The following is a 24,542-nucleotide window of genomic DNA, read 5'->3' as shown; positions in this document are numbered from 1 at the left end:
GTCTTGTCTCCCGTCATCTGATTTTCAGAAGTTCGCGCGCGACGATCAGTTTCTGAACCTCCGTCGCACCCTCGTAGATGCGAAGTGCGCGTATCTCCCGATAGAGTTTTTCCGTTATCTCTCCCGCCTTGACGCCGCGCCCGCCGAAAAGCTGGACGGCGCGGTCGATGACGGCTTGCGCGGTTTCCGTGGCCGTCATCTTGGCCATGGCCGCCTCGCGCGTCGTCGGCAGGTGCTGCACGTCGCGACGCCAGGCCGCCCGATAGGTGAGCAAGGCCGCCGCGTCGATGCCGGTCGCCATATCGCCGAGGGCCGCCTGCGTCAACTGAAGGTCGCCGAGCGTCGCGCCGAACATCGGCCGGGTGCGGACATGCGCCAGCGACTCGTGCAGCGCCCGCCGTGCAAAGCCAAGGCCTGCGGCGGCAACCGAAGCGCGGAAGATATCCAGCGTGCGCATGGCGATCTTGAAGCCTTCGCCGGGCGCGCCGAGGCGCCGCGAAGCGGGGATGCGGCAGTTTTCGAAACGGATCGTTGCCAGCGGATGCGGCGCGATCACCTCGATGCGCTCGGCGATCGAGAGGCCTGGATCGTTGGCAAAGACGACGAAGGCGGAAATGCCGGGCGTGCCCGGCGCCTCGCCGGTACGGGCGAAGACGGTGTAGACATCGGCGATGCCACCGTTGGAGATCCAGGTCTTTTCGCCGTCGAGGATGTAATGGTCGCCATCGACGCGGGCGGCGCAGCTTATAGCCGCGACATCCGAGCCTGCATCCTTCTCCGACAGTGCAAAGGCCGCGAGCCAGTCGCCGGCGCGGACCTTCGGCAGCACGGCGGCGCGGACTTCGGCGGAGCCGGAAAGGCCAATGGCTCCCGTACCGAGCCCCTGCATGGCGAAGGCAAAATCGGCAAGGCCCTCATGCCAGGCAAGCGTTTCACGAGCGAGGCAGACGAGGCGGGAATCGATCAGCGGGTCGCTGTCCGAGGTGCCGGTCGCGGCGGCGAGGAGGCCGGCGTCGCCAAGCGCCTTGACCAGCTTGCGGCAGGCGCCGTCGACATCCTCGTGGTCGATAGCGGCCATGGCAGACGATTTGGTGAAAGCGTCCAACTCAGCCACGAATTCCTGGTGGCGTTCATCGAAGAACGGCCAATCCAGGTGATCCCTGCTCGGACCGGAGAGGTTTGAGACAGCGGACATCGCCTCAATTCCCCTGGAAGTCAGGCTTGCGCTTGGCGGCGAAAGCCTCGAAGGCGCGGCGGAAATCCTGGGTCGCCATGCAGACGGCCTGGGCCTGCGCCTCGGATTCGATCATCTCGTCGATACCCATCGCCCATTCCTGGTTCAGCATGGTCTTGGTCATACTATGCGCGAACCATGGCCCGTCGGCCAGCGAACGCGCGAGCTTCACCGCTTCCTGCTCCAGATCGGCGCTGATATGCAGCCCGTTGTAGAAACCCCAGGCATGGCCTTCGGCTGATGTCATCGAACGGCCGGTGAACAACAGTTCGGCGGCGCGGCCCTGGCCGATGATGCGGGGTAGGATGCCGCATGCGCCCATGTCGGCGCCGGCAAGACCGACGCGCGTGAAAAGAAAGGCGGTCTTGGCTTCGAACGTCGCCAGGCGCAGGTCGGAGGCCATGGCAAGGATGGCGCCTGCACCGGCGCAGATACCGTCGACGGCGGAAATGATCGGCTGCGGGCATTTTCGCATCGCCTTGACCAGATCGCCGGTCATGCGCGTGAAGGCGAGAAGCTCGGGCATTGCCATGCGGGTCAGTGGTTCGATGATCTCGAAGACATCGCCGCCGGATGAAAAGTTGCCGCCAGCTCCGGTCAATACGACGGCGCGGACATCGGAGGCGTAGACGAGATCGCGGAAGAGATCGCGCAGTTCGGCATAGCTTTCGAAGGTCAACGGGTTCTTGCGCTCCGGGCGGTTCAGCCGGATCGTGGCGACACGGCCGTCTTCGCTGACGTCCCAGAGGAAATGCTGCGGCTTGTAGTCCTTGAAGGGCTTGAGATGGCCCTGCATCGTCATATCCCGATCGCTCATCCCGCTAAAACCTCCCCGCCGGCAACCGCGATTGCCTGTCCATTGATCGATGCAGCGGCCGGCGACGCCAGCCATAGAACGGTGTCTGCAACCTCCTCGGGCTTGACGAGCCGTCCCTGCGGATTGGATTTCGTGAATTCCGAAAGCGCCTCTTCCGCGGTGCGTCCCGTCTTGGCGACGATCGTCGCGATCGAACGTTCGACGATGGGCGTATCGGTGAACCCTGGGCAGACAGCGTTGACGGTGATGCCGGTCTTTGCCAGCTCCAGTGCCAGCGAGCGCGTCAGGCCGACGATGCCATGCTTGGCGGCAACATAGGCGGAAACATAGCTGTAGCCGGTCAGGCCTGCCGTCGAAGCAATGTTGATGATGCGCGCGCCGGCTCCGTATGCTTTCAGATCGGGCAGGGCGGCTTGCGTCACCAGGAAAACGCCGGTGAGATCGACCGTCAGGACGCGGTTCCACATGCCCAGGCTGGTTTTTTCGAACGGCGCAGTCGGTGCCTCACCGGCATTGTTGACGAGAATATCGACAGGGCCGAATTTCTCGCGGGCAACGTTCAGTCCGTTGGCGATCGCTTCGACGCTGGTGACGTCGAAACCGTCAACGGCGAGAGCATTCGCGCCGATCTCGGCAGCGACGGCCTCGAGAGGCTCTCTTTTTCGCCCAGCCAGCGTCACGCGTGCGCCCTCGGCCGCAAGTGCCCGCGCGATCGCGGCACCGATGCCGCTGCCGGCGCCGGTGACGAGGGCGTGGCGGCCTGCGAGTTTGCCTGATGTCGTCATCGGTTGCTCACTTCGCCGGCGCGGCGGCGGCCGCGCGGGCAAGATTGGTTTCGTACTGCATCTTGCCGGAGAGATATTGCTTCGGCCAGGGGATCGATGTCAGGCCGATCTTGGCGGCTTCGTGCAGCGACCAGGCGGGATCGGCCAGATGCGGACGGGCGAGGGCGCAAAGATCGGCGCGGCCAGCGGCGATGATGGAATTGGCATGGTCGGCCTCCGAGATCGCGCCGACGGCAATGGTCGGAATGCCGATCTCATTGCGGATCTTGTCGGAGAACGGTGTCTGGAAGAGGCGGCCGTAGACCGGCCTTTCCTCTTTCGACACCTGACCGGATGAACAATCGATCAGATCGGCGCCCGCATCCTTGAACATACCAGCGAAAATCGCCGCATCTTCCGGCGTGTTGCCGCCGTCGGTCCAGTCGTGACAGGAAAGACGCACGGACATGGGCCTGTCCTCCGGCCAGATTGCGCGCATGGCCCGGAAAACCTCCAGGGGATAACGGGCGCGGTTTTCATGGCTGCCGCCATATTCATCGTCGCGCAAATTAGTGAGCGGCGACAGGAAGCTCGACAGCAGATAGCCATGGGCACAATGCAGCTCCAGCCAATCGGCGCCAGTGGTGATCGCCAATTCCGTTGCACGGACGAAATCGGCCTTGACGCGATCCATGTCGGCGCGATCCATGGCCTTCGGGACCTGACTATTCTTGAGATAGGGGACGGCGGATGCTGAGATCAGCGGCCATTCGCCTTCGGCGACCGGCTGATCGATCCCTTCCCAGGCCACTTTCGTCGCGCCCTTGCGGCCGGCATGTCCGAGCTGGACGCCGACCTTTGCAGCGCTGTTTGAATGCACAAATTCGACAAGCCGGCGCCACTGTGCTGCTTGTTCCTCGTTCCAGAGGCCAAGGCAGCCGGGGGTAATGCGCGCATCCGGCGTGACGCAGGTCATTTCGGCAAAGACGAGACCAGCACCACCGAGGGCGCGTGAGCCGAGATGGATGATGTGGAAATCGTTCATGACGCCGTTTTCGGCCGAATACATCGCCATCGGCGAGACGACGATGCGGTTGATAAGCGTCACATCGCGTAGCTGATAGGGCGTGAACATCGGCGGCAGGCAACGGTCGTTGCCAACCGCAAGGCCGGATTTTTTGGCGAACCAGCGCTCGTAGCCTTCGAGCCAATCTTTGTCGCGCAGGCGCAGGTTCTCGTGGCTGATGCGCTGCGAGCGTGTCAGCATCGAATACATGAACTGCTCGGGTTCCAGCGTGTCGGCATAACGGCGACCGACGACTTCGAACCATTCCATGGCGTTGCGCGCGGCGTTTTGGATGCGGGCGACGTCGACGCGGCGGATCTCTTCATAGGCTTCGAGAACCGCCGGGATCTTGTCCTTGCGGTGCCCGTGGATCTGGAATTGCCGGGTGAGTTCGATCGCGTCGTCAATGGCGAGTTTTGTGCCGGAGCCGATGGCGAAATGGGCGGTGTGGGCGGCGTCGCCCATCAGGACGACATGGGAATTGCCGTTGAAATGGCTCCACTTACCGCAGATCAGCCGGTTGAAATTCAGCCAGGCCGAGCCGCGGATATGGCGGGCATTGGTCATCAGCGGGGAGCCGTCGAGCACTTCTGAGAACAAGTTTTCGCAGAAGGCGATCGAGCCATCTTGGTCCATCTTGTCGAGGCCATGGGCAAGATAGGCTTCCTCGGTGGTTTCGACGATAAAGGTCGAGGTCTTGTCGTCGAACTTGTAAATATGCGCCTGGAACCAGCCGTGTTCGCTCTTACGGAAATCAAAGGTGAAGGCGTCGAAGAGCTTGTTGGTGCCGAGCCAGATATAGCGGTTCGGCCGGGTGATCATGTCCGGCTGGAAGACTTCGGGATAGTGGTTGCGAATCCGTGAGTTCAGGCCGTCCGAACCGATGATCAGATCGGCGTCGGGGAAATCGAGGTCGGAGGTGACATCGGTCTCGAAAATCAGCTCGACCCCGAGCGCCTCGCAGCGCTTCTGCAGGATATTCAACAGCTTCTTGCGGCCGATGCCGACAAAGCCGTGGCCGGAGGTACGCTGGCGGGTTCCCTTGAACCAGACCTCGATATCGTCCCAATGATTGAAGGCATCCTCGATTTCGGCGGCGCTTTCCGGATCCCATTCGCGCATCGATACCATGGTGGCATCGGAGAAGACCACGCCCCAGCCGAAGGTGTCATAGGGGCGGTTGCGCTCGACCACCTTGATGGAATGTTCGGGATGCAGCTTCTTCATAAGAAGCCCAAAATAGAGGCCGGCGGGTCCGCCGCCGATACAGACGATTTGCATCGCTTATCCCTCCTGTGACGCCGAAGCCGGGTCACTCAAATTATTTAAGTTTAAAATATCTTGTCGCCACCATTCGTCAAGAGTTGTCTTGCGGGATTCTCAGTCTGAAATGCGATCCTGATGGCGCAATCAGATCAAAATATCCTGTGGAATCAACGGGTATTGCAATTTATTTTAGGCTTAAAATTTCTTGCTTGAACATTTGCGCCTTCGGTGCAATCATTTTTCACAATGCTGCACACGCTGGCGGGAGATCGGCGTTGGGTGTCGAATTGGGTCGAGAGGAATGCGGGAGCGAACCATGCTTGGACCGACCGGTCATGCCGATACATTCACGCGGGACAATCTGCCGCCGGTAGGGGAATGGCCGGAGCTGTTGCTGGATGGTTTCGACTATCCCGAGTGGCTGAATGCCGGTGTCGAACTCAGCGACCGTATGGTCGAGCGTGGCTTCGGCGATCACGTCGCGCTGGTCGGCAACGGCCGCCGGCGTACCTACAAGGAGCTGGCGGACTGGACCAATCGCATCGCTCATGCGCTTGTCGAAAATTTCGGGATCAAGCCGGGCAATCGCGTTCTCATCCGCTCCGGAAACAATCCGGCGATGATTGCCTGCTGGCTGGCGGTGACCAAGGTGGGCGCTGTCGCGGTCAACACAATGCCGATGCTGCGAACGGGCGAACTCTCGAAAATCATCGACAAGGCGGAAATCTCCTTCGCGCTCTGCGATACGCGGCTGCTGGAAGATCTGGTTGCGGCGGCGAAGGAAAGCCGGTTCCTAAAGCAGGTCGTCGGCTTCGACGGCACCGCCAATCACGATGCCGAGCTTGATCGGATCGCGCTCAACAAGCCGGTGCGTTTCGAGGCGGCAAAGACGGGGCGGGACGATGTGGCGCTGCTCGGCTTCACCTCGGGGTCGACGGGCGTTCCCAAGGCCACCATGCATTTCCATCGGGATATCCTCATCATCGCCGATGCCTATGCAAAGGAAGTCCTGCAGGTGACGCCCGAGGATGTTTTCGTCGGCTCGCCGCCGATCGCCTTTACCTTCGGGCTTGGCGGCCTGGTGGTGTTCCCGCTGCGGTTCGGAGCGTCGACGGCACTGCTCGAAAACGCCTCACCGAAGAATATGATCGAGATCATCCAGGAATATGGCGCGACGATCAGTTTCACCGCTCCAACAGCCTATCGCGCCATGCTGGCGGCGATGGAAGAAGGGGCCGATCTTTCTTCCCTGCGCATTGCGGTTTCCGCCGGCGAGACCCTGCCGGGCCCGATCTTCGAAGAGTGGACGCGAAAGACCGGCAAGCCGATCCTCGACGGCATCGGCTCGACCGAGTTGCTGCATATCTTCATTTCCAACCGGCTCGATGATGCCAAGCCCAATTGCACCGGCAAGCCGCTCGCGGGCTACGAGGCGCGCGTCGTCGACGACGACATGAACGAAGTCCCGCGCGGCACGATCGGCAAGCTTGTGGTACGCGGCCCCATTGGCTGCCGCTACCTCGCCGACCAACGTCAGGCCGATTATGTCAAGGATGGCTGGAACGTGACGGGGGACAGCTTCATCCAGGATGAAGATGGCTATTTCTGTTTCGCGGCGCGCTCCGACGATATCATTCTTTCGGCCGGCTATAATATTGCCGGGCCGGAAGTGGAGGCGGCCCTGCTATCGCATGCCGACGTGCTGGAATGCGCCGTTGTCGGCAAGCCGGACGACGATCGTGGCCATATCGTCCAGGCGCATGTGGTGCTGATGCCCGGCGTTGCCGGCTCGGATTTGCTGGTGAAGGCGCTGCAGGACCACGTCAAGGCAATGATTGCGCCTTATAAATATCCCCGGTCGATCGTCTTTGTGGACGCTTTGCCGAAGACGGAATCGGGCAAGATCCAGCGCTTCCGCCTCAAATAGGCGGCTTAAGCGGCATCCTCCTGTTCGGTTCGCGACCGAGCCAGGTGGGCTCGATCTACGGTAGGGAATGTTTTGACCTTAAAATATGACTCCCAAAACCCGGCATTTACTTTCTCCGGGGATTTCGCAGATTCCGGCGCTCCCTTTTGATCGGGATTTCGGCGATGCAGCTCATAATTTATGCAATTGCATATATGTACGTTCGTCATTTATGACCCATAATAGTATTTTTATGACTCGCAACTCCGCGTATGAATCCAACGATTCGAGGAGTCTCGGGATTTTCTATTTGTTCGTTGACAGCCGAATGGGGTTCAAAATATGATTTTGCAAATGATTTAAGAGCAGGCCCGATAGGGCAAAGGGGTAGCTTCGATGGCCGAACGGTCGTTTGCTCGCGAAGTCGAGGATCTGAAGCTCGGAGAAGGCGATATCTTCCGTGGTGAAGGTATTCTTGCGATCACCAAGGCGCTGCTGCAATCCGGCGTTTCCTATGTCGGCGGATACCAGGGGTCGCCGATTTCCCATCTCATGGACGTATTGGCCGATGCCAAGGATGTGATGGAAGACCTGGGCGTCCATTTCGAAACTTCTGCTTCGGAAGCAGCCGCCGCTGCCATGCTTTCGGCCTCGGTCATGTATCCGGTGCGCGGCGCCGTCACATGGAAGTCGACGGCGGGCACCAATGTTGCCTCCGATGCGCTCTCCAACCTCTCATCCGGCGGCGTCACCGGGGGCGCGCTGATCATTATCGGCGAAGACTATGGCGAAGGCTCCTCGATCATGCAGGAGCGCAGCCATGCCTATGCGATGAAATCGCAGATGTGGCTGCTCAATCCGCGTCCGAACCTGCCGTCTATCGTAAGAGCGGTCGAGGAGGGATTCGAATTGTCGGAAGCCTCCAACACGCCCGTCATGCTGCAGGTCGGCATTCGTAGCTGCCATGTTCACGGCCAGTTCGAGGCCAAGGACAACAAGCGGCCGAATTATACGCTCAAGCAGGCGCTGGAAAATCCTGTGCGCGACGTCAACCGCATAGTCCTGCCGCCGGCCTCATTCCTGCATGAGAGGGAGAAGCTGGAGAAGCGCTGGCCGGCCGCTGTCGATTTCATCAAGAAGCGCCAGCTCAACGAATATTTCGGTCCGTCCGAGGGCGATGTCGGCATCATTATGCTTGGTGGAATGTTTAATGGCGTCATGCGCGCGCTGCAGCAGCTCGGCCTTGCCGATGTCTACGGCAACTCCGCTATTCCGCTTTATGTCCTCAACGTCGCCTATCCGCTGATCGACGATCAGATGGCCGAATTCTGCGCGAGCAAGAGGGCTGTGCTGATGGTGGAGGAGGGGGCGCCGGAATATATCGAGCAATCGCTCAACACCATCCTTCGCCGCCGCGACATCCAGACTAAGGTTTCCGGCAAGGACGTGCTGCCGATGGGCGGCGAATATACCCCGTCGGTGCTGGTGAAGGGTATCAAGAACTTCCTGGAGACGCATCAGCGCGTGTTGCTCCGCAACCAGCCGCCTTTGCCGGACCCGACGCCTGTTCTCAACGACCTAAAGGTCAAGGCGTTGGCCGAAGTCGTGCCGCCGCGCCCGCCGGGATTCTGTGTCGGCTGTCCCGAGCGGCCGATTTTCGCGGCGATGAAGCTGGTCGAGAATGAACTTGGGCAGCATCATATCTCTGGCGATATCGGCTGCCATCTCTTTTCGATCCTGCCGCCGTTCAACATTGGCAGCACGACCATGGGCTATGGCCTCGGTCCGGCGGCCGCTTCCGCCTTCAATGTCGCCGCAGGCAAGCGCGCCATTTCCGTGATGGGCGATGGCGGCTTCTGGCATAACGGCCTGGCGACGTCGGTGGGCAATGCTGTCTTCAACAAACAGGACGGCGTCATCCTCATCGTCGACAACTATTATTCGGCGGCAACCGGCGGTCAGGACATCCCGTCCTCGCGCGCGCTGAATCCGCGCCGCAAGACCAACAATTCCATCGTCAACGCGGTTAAGGGCATCGGCGCCACATGGGTCCGCCAGATCGATCGGACCTATGACGTCGGCAAGATGCGGGACACGCTGCGCGAGGCGCTTACGTCAGAGGAGCCAGGCCCGAAGATCATCGTCGCTTCGTCGGAATGTATGCTGAACAAGCAGCGGCGCGTGAAGCCGCAGTTTGCCAAGGCGGTGAAGGACGGCAAGCGGATGGTCAAGGAGCGCTTCGGCGTCGACGAGGATGTGTGCACGGGCGATCACGCCTGCATCCGCCTGTCCGGCTGTCCGTCGCTGTCGGTCAAGCATACCGACGATCCGCTGAAGGACGATCCTGTGGCGGCGGTCGACAATAATTGCGTCGGCTGCGGCAATTGCGGCGAAGTGGCGGAGGCGGCCGTTCTCTGTCCCTCCTTCTATCGTGCTGATATCATCCACAACCCCACCGGCTGGGATCGCTTCCTCGCCCGCATGCGCGCCACCGTCATCGGCTGGCTGCAGGCCCGCCGCAAGGCCGGCCGCATCGTCTTTGCGGACTGAGGGAGCGATATGAACGAGCATCTCAGCATGAGCACTATCGGCAACCAACGTCTGTCGACCGACAAGCCGCTATCGCTGGCTATCCTCGCCATGGGCGGGCAGGGTGGCGGTGTCTTGGCCGATTGGATCGTCGGGCTTGCCGAAGCCGAAGGCTGGATGGCGCAGACGACCTCTGTCCCGGGCGTGGCGCAGCGCACGGGCGCGACGATCTACTATATCGAAATGCTGCCGGCCCGTGACGGCCATGCGCCGATCTTCTCGCTGATGCCGACGCCGGGTGATGTCGATGTCGTTATGGCTGCCGAGCTGATGGAAGCCGGCCGTTCGGTGCTGCGCGGCCTGGTGACACCCGACAAGACCGTGCTGATCGCCTCCACACATCGTTCTTTCGCTGTCGGCGAAAAGGAAAAGCCGGGCGATGGCATCGGCAATCCGGAAGCGGTGGTGGACGCCACGGATTTTGCCGCCAAGCGCACCATCGCCTTCGACATGGAGACGCTCGCGGTCAAGAATGGCAGCGTGATTTCCGCTTCGATGTTCGGTGCGCTTGCGGCGTCGGAAGCGCTGCCCTTTGCCAAAGAGGCCTTTGAAGCCATGATCCGTGCCGCCGGCAGAGGCATCGAACCCAGCCTGAAGGCTTTCAATGCCGCTTTCGATCGAGCCAAGGACAGGCCGCGCGATACCGTCTCCGCGACGCCATTGAAACGTTTCGATGCACTGCCGGAAACCGCGGGTCATCCGGCGCTCGACGGTCTCGTGCAACGTATCCGCACCGAGTTCCCGCAGGAGGCATTGCCGCTGCTGTTTGCTGGCGTCAAGAAACTCACCGACTATCAGGACCCGGACTATGCCGATGAATATCTGACCCGCGTTGCAGCGCTCTATGCCCTGGATCGAAAAGTCGGCGGTGCAGCCAAGGATTTCGCCTTCACCGTGCAGGCTGCGAAATATACCGCGGTCGCCATGGCCTATGATGATGTCATCCGCGTTGCCGATCTGAAAGTGCGTGGCTCCCGTTTCGACCGCGTACGCAAGGAAGTCGGCGCCAAGGACGATCAGATCGTCTATATGACCGAATATATGCATCCGCGCATGGAAGAGGTTTGCGGCACTTTGCCGAAAGGCCTCGGCCTCTGGATCGAGGGCCGGCCCAAGCTCTTCAATCGCCTCGATCGCATCGTCAACAAGGGGCGCCGTGTGCAGACGGGCACGCTCTTCTGGTTCCTCGGACTTTATATCGTCTCAGCGCTGCGCCGGACCCGCCGAGGTACGCTGCGCCATATGCGCGAAACCGAGCATCGTGAAATCTGGCTAGCCGCCGCGACCGACTTGCTCGAGGTGAACTACGATCTCGCCGTCGAAGTTCTCAACAACCGCCGTCTGGTCAAAGGCTATTCCGACACGCATGCGCGCGGCCTTTCGAAATTCGATCGCGTGATGTCGGCATTGCCGCTCCTGCGCGCTCGCGACGACGGAGCCGCCTGGATGAAGAGGTTGAGGCAGGCCGCACTTCTGGATGAGAAGGGGATTGCCCTCGATGGGGCGCTGAAGACGGTGGCGACGCTGTGATGAGAGTGTTTTAGCCATCCGCCCTCGCGGTTCGAGGCTTCGGTCCTTCAGCCCTCCGCACCTCACCATGAGGGCTAACTCTTTGCGACAATCGCGAAATTCGTTCCGCCTCATCCTGAGGTGCATCTTGAAGCATAGCGGAAAGATGCCTCGAAGGACGAGGTGGCCGCAGGCGCCATCCCTATCTCATCTCAAATCTCATGCTTGCGGATGTTGTGCAGGACCTTGTGCAGCGTCGAGATGAATGCCCGGTATTCCGTCTCTTCCACGCCGTCGAACATCTGCAGAAACAGATCGTACATGGTCGGCCAAACCTTTTCGAAGGCGGCGCGGCCTTCTTCGGTGATGGAGACGTCTCGGATGCGCATGTCCTCGACGCGGGGCTGACGGCGGATGAAGCCTTGTTGCTCCAGGGAATCCAGCGTGCGGCTCATCGTCGATTGCTCGGTGACGGCAAAGACCGAGAGTTCGTTGATAGTGACCGAGGAAGAGATGCTGAGGACGGCGAGCGCCCTCATCTTCGCGGTGGTCATGTCGTATTCGCGCAGCTCTTCCGACATGTTGATGTTCCAGCGGGCCATCAGCCGGTTCATCAGGTAGGGGGCGAAATGGTTGAGCCCTATTTCGCCCATGGTCGGACGTTTTTCCGTGCCCTCTTTGCGACGCCGCAAAACGGTACCTGAAAACCGCTCCTCCATAAGACGCTATCTCCCTCCGGAATCCTATTTTAATGATGACGCAAGCAGGAAACCCGAACCGCCGCCGAGACCCGGCCCAGGATGCGCCGAAGCCCCAATGTGGTATAGGCCTGCTACATGGGTGCGGTGGTTAACAGAGGACTTGAAGGGGCGCCAGAGGAAAAACTGGTCTATGCCGCAGTAGCCGCCATAGGGGTCGCCGCCGACGAGATTCATGTTCATGGCCTCGAGGTCGGTGGGCGAATGGGCGCGTCGAGCGAGTTTTATGCCGGAGAAATTCTCGATATGGCTTTCGAGCCGCGCCTCGATGCGGTCGGCATAGCGTTCGCGTACCTCTTCCGTCCAACGGCCGTCCGCCGGTATTGCAATCTCGCCCGCCGCATCGCCTTTGATATGCCGCGGAGCCTCGGGAAGCTGCAGCCAGAGGATCGATTTGCCCGGTGGCGCTCGGCTGGGATCGAAGGAGGTGGGTTGGCCGACGCATATGGTCGCCTCAGCCGGCAGCAGCCCGCGTTCGCATTCATTGGCAGCGCGCGAAACGCCATCGAGCCCGGGCGTTAGATGAAGGAGTGCGACCTTGCCAAGTTCCGCATCTGCCTTCCAGCGCGGCGGTTCGGACAGCGCATAGTGGATCTGCATATTGCCCTTGCCATAACGATAGCGGGCGACGCTCGTCTTGATGTCCGGGGGAAGCGGCGTCGGCCAGTCCTTCAGCAGTCGCTCGTAGAGCTGGTTCGGCGTCACAGAGCAGATGACGCCGGCTTTGGCGTTCAGGATTTCGCCCCCGGCAAGCCTGACGCTGCTGGCACGCCCGCCTGGACCGGGGGTGATGCTTTCGACATCGGCGCCGGTGCGGATCTCGCCACCATTGTCGGTGATCAGCCGTTCGAAGGCGGTGAGCAGCCCACCCGCGCCGCCTTTGACAAGGGGAGCGCCGGCGAGCTCTAAGGCAAAGCCGATGACCTTCAGCATCTCGGCCGAGTAGGCGCTCTCCGGCCCGAGGCCGCAATGCAGTACCCAAGGCGCCCAGAGCGCATGAATATCTTCGGAACGATAGGTGGTTTCGAGGTAGCCGCGGGCCGGCGTCAGGGCGTTGCCGAACCAGGCGGCCAGGTTGCGCAGGCCGCGGCCCCAACCTTGCTTGGCGACGGCCTTCAAGGTCGCGCCCGACCACAGCGCGCCGCCGAGCAGCGAAAACAGGAAGGGAGCGTCGGCCGCCAGCGCATCCATCTCGCGCAGGAATGTCTGTCCGTCGCCGAGCGACAGCTCGTCGAAGGTGGCGATGTTGCGCCGCCTGTCCTTCGAGAAGATGACGTGCGAACCATCCGGCCTCAGCACGCCGGTCGGCAGGTCGGCGTGGGCGAATTCGAGACCGCGGGCCTCCAGGTCCTTGCCGATGGCACCATAGGCCGGCGACGTCAGGAACAGCACCATCGTCGTTGCCATGACATCATGGATGAAGCCGGGTTCGGTGATCTCCTCGCTGCGCAGGCAACCGCCGATGCGGTCGTTGCGCTCGAGGACGAGCACCTTGCGACCCTTCTTTCCCAGCATGGCGGCCGCGACCAGCGCGTTGATGCCGCTGCCGACGATGATGTAATCGGGGGAGGTCATGGGATATCCCCCACCTTCTCCCCAGCGGGGAGAAGGTTGCGCGTAGCGCGGGTTGAGGGGGCGTCACCGGAAGAATTGCCTTTCGCTCGTCGCTCAAGGCGCTCGGAACTATCGCTCCTCGCCCCCCTCATCCGCCCTGTCGGGCACCTTCTCCCCGGCGGGGAGAAGGGCGCAAGCCGCCATATCATGCCACCAGCGCCAGCGCGCGCACCGGGGAGCCCGTGCCCTTGACGAACTTCAGCGGCGCGGCGATCAGCACGGCGCCCTTGGCCGGAAGCTGATCGAGGTTGGAGAGGCTGGCGAGGCCGTAGCGGTTGTTCTTGTGCATCAGATTATGGGCCGGGAAGGGCGGATTCATGCCGCCGGCGGAACCGGCGTCGGTGCCGATCGCTTCCGAACCCCAACCGATGATACCCTTCGTCAGCAGATATTCGATCGCCTCGGCGGTTGGGCCCGGCGAATGCGGGCCGTTTTCATCGGCATTGAGAAAGGTTTCGGTCGAGCCGTTGCGCTTGTACCAGTCGGTGCGCAGAAACACCCAGGTGCCAGATTCGATCGCGCCATGTTCGGCTTCCCATTCCTTGATGCTGTCGACCGTCAGCAGATAGTCCGGATTGGCGGCAGCTTCTTTCGAGCGGTCGATGACATTGACCGGAGCGACGAAGTTCTGCGGTGGGATAGTGTCGGTCGTATTGTTCGGATTGTCCTTGCCGGTAACCCAGTGACAGGGCGCGTCGAAATGCGTGCCGGTGTGTTCGCCGAGTTCGAGCCAGTTCCAGGCCCAGAAAGGACCGTCCTGGTTATATTCGGAAATCTGGTGCACTTTGACCGCGGGCGTGTTCTTGCCGAACTGCGGCGGCAGGTAGAGCACCGGCGTTTCGGGCCCGAGCGGCGCGGTCAGGTCGACGACCTTGATGGAGCCCGAAACGAGGGCCGTGGCGAAGCTGGCAAGAGTGCTGGTGGTCATATTGCGTTCCCCCTTTGTGTGGCCTGGCCTTGTTCGAAAAACTCTAAAGGGAATCCTCGGTTGAGGGCTAAGCCCGAAAGCCATTATTGCCGGGTGTACGAACGCGATTCCTCAAATCGCAAGGCCGTGCAGCGGCAATCGGATGAGGGCGAGCCTATGTTACAATATATGATATTGCAAGCATTCTGCCGGCGCCTGAAGGACCAAAAGCGGCATCGGTTGGGCAGGCTGTGCGACCCAAGCAATCGCCGGAAAATAAAGGCTATTTATGCGCTATTTTCTTGCGCTAACGACATATGGTTGTGGTCGTCGAAGGGCGATTTCCATGGTGTGCATTTGAAGCTTAAAATTCAAAATCTATGCATGTGATGATAATAATGCGAGAAGGTGACCGTCTCCGGGCTTGACGCGTAAACCTTTGACATTTGAAATATTGCTCCGTAGACCGTTCATATATGAAATTGCAACGCGATGATTTGAGCTGACATCATGGCAGAGTCCGAAAGTGCAACCGTCGATCTGGAAATCATCGTCCAGGGCGCGCAGGAAGGCAAAAAGCAGGAGCTGCGGCTCTGGCTGCGCATGCTGTCGACCACAAAGCTGATATCGCAGGAAATCCGCCGCCGTCTGCGCAACGAATTCGGTGCAACGCTGCCGCAATTCGACCTGATGGCGCAGCTCTATCGCGAGCGCGACGGTCTGCGGCTTGGCGAGCTTTCCAAACGTACCATGGTCACCAATGGCAATGTGACGGGATTGGTCGAGCGGCTGGAAACGGACGGTTTGGTGCTGCGCGAGACGCCTGACGGCGACCGCCGCGTGACGGTCGCCAAACTGACGAAGAAGGGCGAGGAGCTGTTCACAGTCATGGCCGCCGCGCATGAGGGCTGGCTGCGAGACATGATGGCCGACGTCGATCCCGCCATTATCGTCGAACTCTGGAAGGATATCGGCGGGGTGAAAGCATCCGTGAACAATCACCTTTCCGGTGCTGCTTTCGACTGAAGACTATGCTTGTCGCGATGCAGCTTTTCCTGGAATTGCTCTACCGCGCCTTCTCGCTCTTGAACCTCTTTTCGAGTACGCTCACGAGCCGTACCATGGGCCAGAGCAGGATGATATAGATCAGCGCGGCCATGATCAGCGGCGAGGGGTTGGCATAGAAGCCCTGCGCGTTCTGTCCCTCTTTCAAGAGTTCCGGCAAAGCCACGGTCGAGGCGAGCGACGTATCCTTGAACATCGAGACACAGTTGCTGGTGGTCGGCGGAATGACGATGCGGATCGCCTGCGGCAGCACGACCTTATAGAGCGTAACGAGGAATGGAATGCCGAGTGCTGCGGCCGCCTCGAACTGGCCGCGCGGCACGCTCTCGATGCCCGAGCGGAAGACCTCCGCCGAATAGGCAGCAAGCACGATCGAGAAGCCCAAAATCGCGGACCACCAAGCCGAGAAGCTGATGCCGACAAAGGGCAGGGCGTAATAGATCAGGATCAGCACGACCAGCATCGGCATGGCACGCATGATGTCGATATAGGCGATCGTCAGCAGCCGGAACGGCTTAGGTGCATAGAGGCGGATCAGGCTGACGATGAGCCCGCCGGAAACACCGATCAGGATGCTGACGATGCCGAGTGCCAGCGTCATCCAGAGACCGCGCAGCAATTGGGGAAAGGCCGAAATCATGACGTCGGAATTGAAAAAGGTATCGACGAGCGACATTGGCACTCCCATCAGGCGAAACAGAATGATGCTTTAGCACAACTACGCCGGCCGAAGGGGCCGGCGTGGAGGTTGAGGGAAGTGATCTTTTGATCACGCCTTGGGGATAGGCATTTCGGTGACGGTGGAGGAGCCGGCGGGTGCCTTGCTGCCGAACCATTTTTCGTGGATCTTTTCCAGCGTGCCGTCTTTCTTCATCGCAGTGATGGCGTCGTTGATCTTGGCGACGAGCGGCGAATCCTTGGTCATCATCAGGCCATACTGTTCGCCGGTCTTGATGCGGTCCTTGATGGCAAAGCCCTTGGTCTTGACGAAGAGATATTGCATGCCGGGAATGTCGCTGACGACAGCGTCGATGCGGCCGGCACCGAGATCAAGGAACATGTCCTGCTGCGAATTGTAGCCTTTGACGTCGGCAAAGCCGTTGACAGTCTTGTTGTCGTTGACCCACTTCTCGCCGGTCGAGCCGGAAAGGACGCCGACGGTCTTGCCCTTGAGATCGGCGAGACCCTTGATCGCGCTGCCGTCCTTGGTGGCGATGCCCATGTCGGAGTCGTAGTAGGGTTGGGTGAAGGACTGCGACTTCAGACGTTCCGGCGTGATGGTGATCGAGGAGATCGCCACATCGATACGCTTGGAGCTGGTGGCGGCGAACAGGGCCTGGAAACCATAATCGGCGATGTTGGTCGTCATACCGGCGCGCTTGGCGGCTTCGTTGACGATATCGACCTCGAAGCCCTCAAAGGTACCGCTCTCGGTCTTGTATTCGAAGGGCGGATTGTTCGGATAGGAGCCAACGTTCAGCACATCGGCGGCATAGGCGAAGTGGCTTCCGCCGGCCATGCCGACGACGGTCGCCAGGACCAGTAGATTACGACGGGTAAAATTCATTGGATTTGTCTCCCTCTGGTTATGACCGCGGGCGCCTTCTGCCCGCGGCTATTGCCGGCCCGCCAAAATTGGGGGACCGTCATTTCATCGCGTCGATCGGGCGGCCTGATAGTCGGAGAGGCCTCGTTCAGCGCGGGCAGGCCGGCCGCGAATATCCTCAAAGGTGTTTCGGTTGCGTGTCGTCTCGGACAAGCTGTGGCATAGACGCGACAAGGAACTTTTCCTGAAATCCTGATGTCAAAGGGTCGTTCCGTCGCGAATGACGGTGCTCGGATTGCCCTTCATCGCGGGATGGTTATCCAAAATGAGACGCATTTCAAGGAAAAAGTTTTAAGCTTAAAAAATCGACGGAAATGTCGAAAACAGCCCATGATAGGCTGTTTTCGACAGGAATTTCACGCGGATGGATATGTCTGAGGCATTCAGAGAATTCCTCTCTCAATCACACGGCGCAGCGGCTTGCGGGCCTTGTCGTCCGAGGCCATGATGCGGCGTTCGAGGAAGCGATCCACGGACAGCGCACCAGCGCCTGTCGTCACCAGAACGAACATGCCGCCTGCGATCGCCAAGTCTTTTTCAAAATGCAGGATTTCGTTGTGATTGGCGAAATCGTTATGGAACATCAACGCCGTCGACAGGCAGAACAGCCCGAGCGACAAGGCGCCGAGGCGGGTCAACAAACCGAGCGTTATCGAAAGACCAGCCGCAACCTGCAGCGCAATCACGGCAACGACCAGTAACTCGGAAACACCAAGTTTCGCCATGGCGATGACAGCGGCGTCGAAATTGAGCGCCAGCGCCACGCCCTCATGCAGGAATATCCAGGCAAGCAACAGCCTTCCTGCGACAAGCGTTATGTCCATCGGATGCACGACATTTGCATTTTCCAAATAGTCCATCTCATCACCTCCAAATGTGCCTGCGAAGCAGCGTTCGCTTCGCAGGCACTGCTTTCTCGGGTTAGAGCGGTTCAGCTTTTCACGGAATCTTAGAACCGCTCTATCTCCTTGTTTTTTGCAATCCCGGACGGAAAACCGCTGCACACTTTTCCTGGAATTGCTTTAGTTGACAGTCTTGGTGTCGATCGCCTTCTGCAGGTCCTCCAGCTCCTCACAGCCGCTTGGGCAAAGTTGCTTCAGCGTCGCCAGTTGTTCCCTTGCTTTGTCCATATTGCCGGTCACGACATAGAGTTCGCCGAGATATTCGCGGGCACCCTTGTGATCGGGCTGCAGTTCCAGTGCCTTGGTGTAGTAGGTCAGCGAGGTCTGGAAATCGCCGGTCTTTGTGAGCGTGAAGCCCAGAAGATTGTAGACGTCAGCCTGCTGGTGATCCTCTGCCAGGCCGCGGAGTTCGGCCAAGGCTCCGGTGTAGTCCTTCGCGTCGATCTTGGCGCGAACGGAGGTCAGATCCGGCGCATCCGTCGTTTCCATGTTGTCGACGGCAAAAGCCGGCAGCGCGATGGCTGCGGGAACGATGATGGCGGCGCAAAGGCTGGCGGCGCCGAAGATTGCATGTCTGATCATGATAGGTCTCCTTGAGCTTTCAGGCTTGTATTGTCGGGGTGAAACCATAGGCATTGCCGTCCTTCACGAAGGTGCCGGAGCCCGGGAAGGGGAAGTGCGAGCCGCAGATCTTGATATTGTCGGCGATGATGCGGTCGATCAGCTTGCGGCGCGTGGCGACGGCCGCCGGTCCATCCTGATCGTAGCTGCCCTCCCATTCCGGATGGGGAGCGAGCAGTGCCGGCACGTACATGATGTCGGCGGAGACGAGTAGCTGTTCCTTGCCCGAGGCGACAAGGAAGGTGGAATGGCCGGGCGTATGGCCGGGTGCTGAGACGAGGTGAACGCCGGGAGCCACCTCCGCACCATCGCCGACCAGTTTCCAATTCTTCCATTTTGGAAAGACTTCGGCGATGCGTCGTCCGGCCTCTTTGCGGCCCGCAGCCAACTTGTCGACGCGGTCAGGCGCCGTCCACCAATTGAATTCGTCGGCGTTGGTGATGAGCTCGGCATGGCCAAAAACCGGTTCATTCGTGCCTTTTTCCATCAGGCCCCAGACATGATCGGGATGGAAATGCGAGATGATCACCGTGTCGATGTTCTTGTAGTCGATGCCGGCTGCGGCCATGTTGGCGGGCAAATGCGTGGCATTGGCCTGCCATTGGCCGACGCCGGAGCCGGCATCCATCATGATCAGCCGGTCGCCGATCTTCAGCACGGCGACGGTGAGCGGGATGGGCATGAATTCGGTGGTTTGGCCGGCGGCGGCCAGTGCCTGCTTGGTGTCCTCGACGGAGGCGTTCTTGATGAAGGCGGGATCATGCGGCTTGCGCCATATGCCGTCATAGATGGCGGTGACTTCGACATCCCCGACCTTGTAGCGATAGAAACCGACCTCCGGTTCAAGCGGTGTTGCGGCCTTGGCCAGCGACGGAATGAATTCCAGCTTTGCCGACAGGCCGAAAGCGGCTGCTGCCGCGGCCGAGCTGAGAACAGTGCGGCGCGTCATGTTGAACATTGTCTTGTCTCCTCTTTGAGTGGCATCGCCACGCGAAGCGGAGGACAGCGATCAATCAATGCCTCCGCTGTCGAAGGAGATCGCCGGTGCCGGCGGATTATTCTCGGTTCGCGGCATATTTCTGATAAGTTTTTGATATGTTTAATTTAATTCTGCTGGCGCGCTTTAGTAAGCGGGTGCACAGTGGGGCATGTGGGAGAAGTGCCGCTGCCCGGCACCGTCGCCGACAAAAAATATTTGCGTGCAGTGAGAATAAAATGCCGCCTGAGACGATCTGGAGAATGAAGAGCAATATTTGGGTCGGGACCTAAGCTGACCGAACCGACGCCGGAGCAATGCAGGGATCATGACGACGGATATCCATTTCGCCTTCTTCGCATTCGACGACCGGCCTTCGCCGGTTTTCGTTTCCGCGTTGAAGCGGCCTATGACTCGGATGCGGGCTGCTATTGCTTTTGTCCGCCAATCCTTGGCGGCAATCGCAAAGCCCCGCTCGGCCGTTGCCATCGATGCCGTTGGTCCGATGCTGCAATCGAAGTACCACGAAAATGTCGGAAGTCTATCGCCGGCATCGCGTGATCTGATGTTGCGGTTTCAGCATACGATCGTTCCGCATCTGGATGCCGCCTATAATTTCGCACGGTTTCTCAGCCGGGATGCCGATGCGGCGCAGGACATCGTGCAGGAAGCGTTCCTGCGCGCCTATCGCAATTTCGAAGACTATCGTGGCGGCGAACCCCGCGCCTGGATGTTTGCCATCGTCCGGAACTGTTATTACGTCTGGCTGAGCGAAGGCCGGCGTAAGGCGCGCTTCGAGACGCCAATGACGGCAGGCGATGCGAAGGACGAAGATCAGCCATACAGCGGCGCTCACGACGTTGCCTCCGAAGAGGACTCGCCCGAGACAGCCTTGATCCGCAAATCGGAGTCGCAGCGAGTCCGGCAAGTCATCAACTCTCTTGCGGATCTATCGCGGGAAGTGCTGGTGCTTCGGGAACTGGAAAATCTGTCTTATCGCCAGATCGCCGACATAACCGATGTGCCAATCGGAACCGTGATGTCGCGGCTTGCGAGGGCAAGGCGTGAATTTTGCGAGGCATGGCAAACGGGCGAGAAAGGCGGGGCCGCATGATGAGCGAGAAAACCTCGGAAGGCTGCCCGGAATGGGAAACCATCCTTCATTGCTATGTGGATGACGAACTCGATGCGGTTCACACGATACAATTCGAACAGCATCTTGCGACATGCCCGCAATGCACCGCCGCCTTGGAAGGGCTCAAAGACATGAAGCGGGTTGTCGGTCGGGACGCTGTCAAATGGAAAGCGCCCGATGAAGTGCGCGCGCGCATTATGACGGCCATTTCTCTTGAGCAGGCCCGGCAGCAGGCGCAGGTTCCGGGAACAGGCGGCCGCGAGAACGTATGGCGGCGCGGCCTGCAATTGTTTGGGCAATGGAGCTTCGTACCGTCGCTTGCTGCCTTGGCGGCGAGCCTGATGCTCATACTTGGCAATCCGCAGACGAGCGCGCCGATTCAAAATGAATTATTGGCAAGCCATGTGCGTTCGATGCTCGCCAACCATCTTGTCGATGTGCAGACATCCGATCAGCATACGGTCAAGCCGTGGTTCAATGGCAAGATCGATTTCTCGCCGCCGGTGGTCGATCTTGCAGCGGATGGTTTTCCGCTGATCGGCGGCCGGGTGGATTACATCAATGGTCGCGTCGTTGCGGCGCTCGTCTATCGCCGTCACGGTCATGTCATCAATCTCTTCGTCTGGCCGGGTGAGAAGGTTGCGCAGAGCGAGACGGTGCATGATGGCTATAATCTTGCCGGATGGTCCGGCGGCGGGCTGGTCTTCTGGGCGGTTTCGGATGTCAGCCCGCCCGACCTTGCCGCTTTCCGGGATAATTTTTCACGCGCGTCGGGTCTTTAAGCGCGGCCGCCTATTGTTTCGGCGTGCCTTGCCGACGCGCCTGAGCAACCCCGTCAGCAAGACCAGCACCCAGAAACATGGTGTCGCTGGCCAGCAGGAAGAAACTGATGCCGGTCATAGACCATGCGCCGATATCGTCCGGCGACGGCCGGAAGATGCCGACCGTGCGGCCGGCGGCGAGCGCGGTTCCCGCGATAGTTTCGATGGCCGCGTCGAGCTTGTCTTTGCCGGCCGGTCCCATGGCGTCGATCGAGACCGAGAGGTCGCCGGGGCCGATGAAGATGACGTCGATGCCATCGACCGCGGCGATCTCCGCAATGTTGGCGAGCCCTGCCGCCGTCTCGACCTGAATGGCAAGCACGAGTTCGGCATTGGCCTTGGCGAGATAATCCGGAATACGATAGCCGTAGGCCGCCGCCCGGCCTGGACCAACGCCTCGCTCACCGATCGGCGGATAGCGCGTCGCCAGCACGGCCGCTCTTGCCTGCGCCGCCGTCGACACGCGCGGTACCAGCACGCCGGCCGCGCCTGCATCGAGTACCGAGGCGATGGCCTCCGGCGCGTGACCCGGAACACGGACCATGGCGGGAACATGGTGCACGTCGGCGGCGCGGATCAGATCCTCGATGCGTTCGCGGCCGATCTGCGAATGCTCCCAATCGATGCAGAGGAAATCGATGCCGGACGCCGCCGTGACCTCGATGGCGACGGGATGCGGAATGGCAGCGAAGGTGCCGATGAGCAGGCTTTTATTGAGGCAGTTTTTGCGGAAATGGCCCATGGTTTTCTTCGCTTTCCACGATCTCTGCGAAGAGGGATAGACTGAAAATACAGAGCTGCGAAGCGACTATTTGTGCCGCGCGATGACGTCGGTCAGCACTTTTTCGAAGCGGGCGATTTCCTCGGCCTTGTTGTAGTGCACCAGAGACACGCGGATCGCGCCGGTTTCCATGGAGAGGCCGAGGCGTTTCATCAGGCGCGGGGCGAACATGTGGCCGTCGCGCAGCCCGATGCCGGCTTCGCCCATCTCAGCGGCGAATTGCTGCGGCGTGATGCCCGGAATGTTGAAACAGATGGTAGGCACGCGCTGTTCGAGGCGGGCGTCGTCGGAAATGCCGTAGATGACGGCGCCGTGGCGCTTCAGAACGGCAATCATCTCGCGTGAGAGCATGAGTTCGTATTCGCGGATTGCGCCCATGGCCGCCGCAAGCGCCTCGCGGCGAGTGTGTTGGCCCGCCGGCAGGAAACGGAGGCCGAGAGCTTCGAGATATTTGACCGCGGCATTCATGCCGGCGACGTTTTCATAGGTGAAGGTGCCGACCTCGATCTTGTAGGGCGGCACGTCCGGAATGAAGTCTTCCTTGAAGGTCGGCAGCTTGACCAATGCATCGAAGCGGCCCCAGAGAAAGCCCATGTGCGGCGAAAAATTCTTGTAGCCCGAGCAGACGAGATAGTCGCAATTCCAGGCTTGCACATCCATCAGCCCATGCGGGCCGTAGTGGACGCAATCGAGGAAGACTTCAGCACCGGCTGCATGCGCGAGCTTCCCCACGGTGGCGACATCGACGATCGTGCCGATGGAGTGGGCCGTCACGGTGCAGGCGACGAGACGGGTCTTGTCGTTCAGCAGCGGCTTCAAGTCTTCGGTATGCAGCGTGCCGTCTTCGCGCATGCGCCACCAGACGATCTTGGCGCCGTCTGCCTCCAGCGCCAGCCAGGTGGCGATGTTGGCGTCATGATCCATGTCGGTGATGATGATCTCGTTGCGCTCGCCAAGCAGCTTGGCGATGCCGAGGCTTACCAGGCGGATGAAGGAGGTGGCGTTTTGACCGAAGGATATTTCTTCGGGACGATAGGCGTTGACCAGCATGGCGACGCTTTCGCGCGCTTCAGCCAGATTGCGGTCGACGCCCCGACTATGCTGATATTTCGCCATGCGCTGGACGTTGTAGTCGATCAGATGATTGGCGACCGCATCGACCACCGTCTGCGGCACCTGCGAACCGCCGGCATTGTCGAGGAACACGAAATCGCCGGCCTTCTGAATAGCCGGAAACATGGCGCGGATTTCATCGACCGGAAAGCTGTTATAGCCGGCAAATTTCGACGGAGAAGGAGAAGCGCTCATGAGAATCTCGTTGCAAGAAGGAAGGTTTGAAAGTCACATTATGATCATTTGATCACAAAATATTTGAGGGTTCAATTAAATTCCTCGCGTGCTGTCGGGGCGGTTTACCGTCGCAGAGCTGAGGCCGGTCCCTTGGCGCGGGGTTCGTCTTCCGTTGCGGGGCAATAGTCGCGCAAAATCTCATGCGTGCGCCTGATATCGGCGACGACGCCATCGCGGGCACGGACGAAATCGCCAGCCTTCAGCGCTTCGATGATCGGGAAATGCGAGCCGGCAGGATCGATCTCGCCACTGCGCATGAGCGGTTCGACGGAGGCCGACAGCATGCGCATATAAGGGCCGAAACGCAGCCACAGCGTTTCTATCAGTTGCAGCAGCACCTCCGAGCCAGAGGCGCGGTAGATGGTGAAATGGAACTGCTGGTTCCTCGCCATGAGTTCGTAGACATTGCTGCTGCGGCCGATGGCGTGTTGTTCGGCGGCGATGCGCTCCAATGTCTCGATGTTGGTGGCAGTCAGCTTGGGAATGCCAAGCTCGGCGGCCAATCCTTCGACGGCGATGCGGGCGCGGCAGAGATCGTCGAGGCGCGCAAGCGTCACGATCGGTATGCGGGCCGAGCCGTTCGCCGCCACCTCCAGCGCATTTTCCGCCGCCAGCCTGCGCAAGGCTTCGCGCACGGGCATGTTGCTGGTGCCGAATGTTTCGGCGAGAGAGGCGATGGTCAATGTCTGGCCCGGATCGAAATTGCCGGCCATCAGCGCATTGCGCAACTGCTGATAAACGCCCTCCTGGATGGTCGTTCTCGAAGACACCGGTTCCAAGGCTATGCGCACGCTCGTTTCCTTCTTGCTCGGGCGACTCCCGTTGCCGTTATGGTAGAACGAAGGCGGGTGGCAT

General features: G+C 60.2%; 21 protein-coding genes. 6 read left to right on the top strand and 15 right to left on the bottom strand.

The features are described 5' to 3' along the window. Window positions 1-13: 13 nt before the first annotated feature. From QA646_RS12095 to QA646_RS12080, 4 genes are read right to left on the bottom strand one after another with little or no spacing between them, the layout of a single operon-like run. Complete coding sequence (locus QA646_RS12095) at window positions 14-1,195, bottom strand: acyl-CoA dehydrogenase family protein (protein WP_283055698.1); 1,182 nt, start codon at window positions 1,193-1,195, stop codon at window positions 14-16. Window positions 1,196-1,199: 4 nt separating this feature from the next. Beyond that, on the bottom strand, window positions 1,200-2,051 hold the full coding sequence (locus QA646_RS12090; RefSeq protein WP_283055697.1) for an enoyl-CoA hydratase family protein: 852 nt from the start codon (window positions 2,049-2,051) through the stop codon (window positions 1,200-1,202). Further along, on the bottom strand, window positions 2,048-2,836 hold the full coding sequence (locus tag QA646_RS12085; protein WP_283055696.1) for an SDR family NAD(P)-dependent oxidoreductase: 789 nt from the start codon (window positions 2,834-2,836) through the stop codon (window positions 2,048-2,050). Before QA646_RS12085 ends, QA646_RS12090 begins: the two co-directional genes overlap by 4 nt. Before the next feature lie 7 nt (window positions 2,837-2,843). Beyond that, on the bottom strand, window positions 2,844-5,162 hold the full coding sequence (locus QA646_RS12080; protein WP_283055695.1) for a bifunctional salicylyl-CoA 5-hydroxylase/oxidoreductase: 2,319 nt from the start codon (window positions 5,160-5,162) through the stop codon (window positions 2,844-2,846). 301 nt (window positions 5,163-5,463) lie between these two features. Here QA646_RS12080 and QA646_RS12075 point away from each other — a divergent pair, with 301 nt between their 5' ends. The 3 genes from QA646_RS12075 to QA646_RS12065 all read left to right on the top strand — a co-directional run bounded on the left by QA646_RS12075 (window position 5,464) and on the right by QA646_RS12065 (window position 11,172). After that, window positions 5,464-7,074, top strand: a complete 1,611-nt coding sequence (locus tag QA646_RS12075) for an AMP-binding protein (RefSeq protein ID WP_283055694.1) — start codon at window positions 5,464-5,466, stop codon at window positions 7,072-7,074. Between the two features lie 375 nt (window positions 7,075-7,449). Then, window positions 7,450-9,603: an indolepyruvate ferredoxin oxidoreductase subunit alpha gene (locus tag QA646_RS12070; protein WP_283055693.1), complete on the top strand. Its 2,154-nt coding sequence runs from the start codon at window positions 7,450-7,452 to the stop codon at window positions 9,601-9,603. A 9-nt stretch (window positions 9,604-9,612) separates the two neighbouring features. After that, window positions 9,613-11,172 carry an indolepyruvate oxidoreductase subunit beta family protein gene (locus QA646_RS12065; RefSeq protein WP_283055692.1) on the top strand — a complete coding sequence of 520 codons (1,560 nt, stop codon included), beginning with the start codon at window positions 9,613-9,615 and terminating at the stop codon, window positions 11,170-11,172. Window positions 11,173-11,363: 191 nt separating this feature from the next. On the opposite strand, the gene QA646_RS12060 is transcribed toward QA646_RS12065, so the two are convergent. The 3 genes from QA646_RS12060 to QA646_RS12050 all read right to left on the bottom strand — a co-directional run bounded on the left by QA646_RS12060 (window position 11,364) and on the right by QA646_RS12050 (window position 14,451). Then, on the bottom strand, window positions 11,364-11,870 hold the full coding sequence (locus tag QA646_RS12060; RefSeq protein ID WP_283055691.1) for a MarR family transcriptional regulator: 507 nt from the start codon (window positions 11,868-11,870) through the stop codon (window positions 11,364-11,366). A gap of 24 nt (window positions 11,871-11,894) precedes the next feature. Next, the gene (locus QA646_RS12055; RefSeq protein ID WP_283055690.1) at window positions 11,895-13,484 is read right to left on the bottom strand and encodes an NAD(P)/FAD-dependent oxidoreductase; all 1,590 of its coding nucleotides are present in this window, start codon (window positions 13,482-13,484) and stop codon (window positions 11,895-11,897) included. A 184-nt stretch (window positions 13,485-13,668) separates the two neighbouring features. Continuing rightward, the gene (locus QA646_RS12050) at window positions 13,669-14,451 is read right to left on the bottom strand and encodes a cyclase family protein (protein WP_283055689.1); all 783 of its coding nucleotides are present in this window, start codon (window positions 14,449-14,451) and stop codon (window positions 13,669-13,671) included. Between the two features lie 489 nt (window positions 14,452-14,940). Here QA646_RS12050 and QA646_RS12045 point away from each other — a divergent pair, with 489 nt between their 5' ends. Beyond that, window positions 14,941-15,456 carry a MarR family transcriptional regulator gene (locus tag QA646_RS12045; protein ID WP_283055688.1) on the top strand — a complete coding sequence of 172 codons (516 nt, stop codon included), beginning with the start codon at window positions 14,941-14,943 and terminating at the stop codon, window positions 15,454-15,456. Between the two features lie 40 nt (window positions 15,457-15,496). Here QA646_RS12045 and QA646_RS12040 read toward each other — a convergent pair whose 3' ends face one another. From QA646_RS12040 to QA646_RS12020, 5 genes are all read right to left on the bottom strand, one after another. Then, window positions 15,497-16,171 (bottom strand): amino acid ABC transporter permease, encoded by a 675-nt coding sequence (locus tag QA646_RS12040; protein ID WP_283055687.1) that lies wholly within the window; start codon window positions 16,169-16,171, stop codon window positions 15,497-15,499. Between the two features lie 93 nt (window positions 16,172-16,264). Then, window positions 16,265-17,062, bottom strand: coding sequence for an ABC transporter substrate-binding protein (locus tag QA646_RS12035; protein ID WP_283055686.1), 798 nt, complete (start codon window positions 17,060-17,062; stop codon window positions 16,265-16,267). Between the two features lie 422 nt (window positions 17,063-17,484). Beyond that, window positions 17,485-17,961: a DoxX family protein gene (locus QA646_RS12030; RefSeq protein WP_283055685.1), complete on the bottom strand. Its 477-nt coding sequence runs from the start codon at window positions 17,959-17,961 to the stop codon at window positions 17,485-17,487. Between the two features lie 162 nt (window positions 17,962-18,123). Next, on the bottom strand, window positions 18,124-18,585 hold the full coding sequence (locus tag QA646_RS12025) for a tetratricopeptide repeat protein (protein ID WP_283055684.1): 462 nt from the start codon (window positions 18,583-18,585) through the stop codon (window positions 18,124-18,126). Window positions 18,586-18,604: 19 nt separating this feature from the next. Further along, window positions 18,605-19,582: an MBL fold metallo-hydrolase gene (locus QA646_RS12020; RefSeq protein WP_283055683.1), complete on the bottom strand. Its 978-nt coding sequence runs from the start codon at window positions 19,580-19,582 to the stop codon at window positions 18,605-18,607. A gap of 346 nt (window positions 19,583-19,928) precedes the next feature. Between QA646_RS12020 and QA646_RS12015 the strand changes: the two genes are divergently transcribed. Further along, window positions 19,929-20,714 (top strand): sigma-70 family RNA polymerase sigma factor, encoded by a 786-nt coding sequence (locus QA646_RS12015; RefSeq protein WP_283055682.1) that lies wholly within the window; start codon window positions 19,929-19,931, stop codon window positions 20,712-20,714. Next, window positions 20,714-21,517, top strand: coding sequence for an anti-sigma factor (locus QA646_RS12010; protein ID WP_283055681.1), 804 nt, complete (start codon window positions 20,714-20,716; stop codon window positions 21,515-21,517). Before QA646_RS12015 ends, QA646_RS12010 begins: the two co-directional genes overlap by 1 nt. A 10-nt stretch (window positions 21,518-21,527) precedes the next feature. On the opposite strand, the gene QA646_RS12005 is transcribed toward QA646_RS12010, so the two are convergent. From QA646_RS12005 to QA646_RS11995, 3 genes are all read right to left on the bottom strand, one after another. Further along, window positions 21,528-22,298, bottom strand: a complete 771-nt coding sequence (locus QA646_RS12005) for an aldolase/citrate lyase family protein (RefSeq protein ID WP_283055680.1) — start codon at window positions 22,296-22,298, stop codon at window positions 21,528-21,530. Window positions 22,299-22,364: 66 nt separating this feature from the next. Next, window positions 22,365-23,645: a cysteine desulfurase-like protein gene (locus QA646_RS12000; RefSeq protein WP_283055679.1), complete on the bottom strand. Its 1,281-nt coding sequence runs from the start codon at window positions 23,643-23,645 to the stop codon at window positions 22,365-22,367. 104 nt (window positions 23,646-23,749) lie between these two features. After that, window positions 23,750-24,478, bottom strand: a complete 729-nt coding sequence (locus QA646_RS11995; RefSeq protein WP_283055678.1) for a GntR family transcriptional regulator — start codon at window positions 24,476-24,478, stop codon at window positions 23,750-23,752. Window positions 24,479-24,542: the final 64 nt, after the last annotated feature.

Source organism: Rhizobium sp. CB3090 (assembly GCF_029714285.1).
Taxonomy (GTDB): domain Bacteria; phylum Pseudomonadota; class Alphaproteobacteria; order Rhizobiales; family Rhizobiaceae; genus Rhizobium.
The sequence above is the reverse complement of the archived record's forward strand: the minus strand, read 5'-3'. Positions and strand labels throughout refer to the sequence as shown.

What these genes read in the sequence shown, in the direction of transcription:
- QA646_RS12095 (WP_283055698.1), bottom strand. Translation starts at nt 1,195, where the DNA reads ATGTCCGCTGTCTCAAACCTCTCCGGTCCGAGCAGGGATCACCTGGAT.
- QA646_RS12090 (WP_283055697.1), bottom strand. Translation starts at nt 2,051, where the DNA reads ATGAGCGATCGGGATATGACGATGCAGGGCCATCTCAAGCCCTTCAAG.
- QA646_RS12085 (WP_283055696.1), bottom strand. Translation starts at nt 2,836, where the DNA reads ATGACGACATCAGGCAAACTCGCAGGCCGCCACGCCCTCGTCACCGGC.
- QA646_RS12080 (WP_283055695.1), bottom strand. Translation starts at nt 5,162, where the DNA reads ATGCAAATCGTCTGTATCGGCGGCGGACCCGCCGGCCTCTATTTTGGG.
- QA646_RS12075 (WP_283055694.1), top strand. Translation starts at nt 5,464, where the DNA reads ATGCTTGGACCGACCGGTCATGCCGATACATTCACGCGGGACAATCTG.
- QA646_RS12070 (WP_283055693.1), top strand. Translation starts at nt 7,450, where the DNA reads ATGGCCGAACGGTCGTTTGCTCGCGAAGTCGAGGATCTGAAGCTCGGA.
- QA646_RS12065 (WP_283055692.1), top strand. Translation starts at nt 9,613, where the DNA reads ATGAACGAGCATCTCAGCATGAGCACTATCGGCAACCAACGTCTGTCG.
- QA646_RS12060 (WP_283055691.1), bottom strand. Translation starts at nt 11,870, where the DNA reads ATGGAGGAGCGGTTTTCAGGTACCGTTTTGCGGCGTCGCAAAGAGGGC.
- QA646_RS12055 (WP_283055690.1), bottom strand. Translation starts at nt 13,484, where the DNA reads ATGACCTCCCCCGATTACATCATCGTCGGCAGCGGCATCAACGCGCTG.
- QA646_RS12050 (WP_283055689.1), bottom strand. Translation starts at nt 14,451, where the DNA reads ATGACCACCAGCACTCTTGCCAGCTTCGCCACGGCCCTCGTTTCGGGC.
- QA646_RS12045 (WP_283055688.1), top strand. Translation starts at nt 14,941, where the DNA reads ATGGCAGAGTCCGAAAGTGCAACCGTCGATCTGGAAATCATCGTCCAG.
- QA646_RS12040 (WP_283055687.1), bottom strand. Translation starts at nt 16,171, where the DNA reads ATGTCGCTCGTCGATACCTTTTTCAATTCCGACGTCATGATTTCGGCC.
- QA646_RS12035 (WP_283055686.1), bottom strand. Translation starts at nt 17,062, where the DNA reads ATGAATTTTACCCGTCGTAATCTACTGGTCCTGGCGACCGTCGTCGGC.
- QA646_RS12030 (WP_283055685.1), bottom strand. Translation starts at nt 17,961, where the DNA reads ATGGACTATTTGGAAAATGCAAATGTCGTGCATCCGATGGACATAACG.
- QA646_RS12025 (WP_283055684.1), bottom strand. Translation starts at nt 18,585, where the DNA reads ATGATCAGACATGCAATCTTCGGCGCCGCCAGCCTTTGCGCCGCCATC.
- QA646_RS12020 (WP_283055683.1), bottom strand. Translation starts at nt 19,582, where the DNA reads ATGTTCAACATGACGCGCCGCACTGTTCTCAGCTCGGCCGCGGCAGCA.
- QA646_RS12015 (WP_283055682.1), top strand. Translation starts at nt 19,929, where the DNA reads ATGACGACGGATATCCATTTCGCCTTCTTCGCATTCGACGACCGGCCT.
- QA646_RS12010 (WP_283055681.1), top strand. Translation starts at nt 20,714, where the DNA reads ATGAGCGAGAAAACCTCGGAAGGCTGCCCGGAATGGGAAACCATCCTT.
- QA646_RS12005 (WP_283055680.1), bottom strand. Translation starts at nt 22,298, where the DNA reads ATGGGCCATTTCCGCAAAAACTGCCTCAATAAAAGCCTGCTCATCGGC.
- QA646_RS12000 (WP_283055679.1), bottom strand. Translation starts at nt 23,645, where the DNA reads ATGAGCGCTTCTCCTTCTCCGTCGAAATTTGCCGGCTATAACAGCTTT.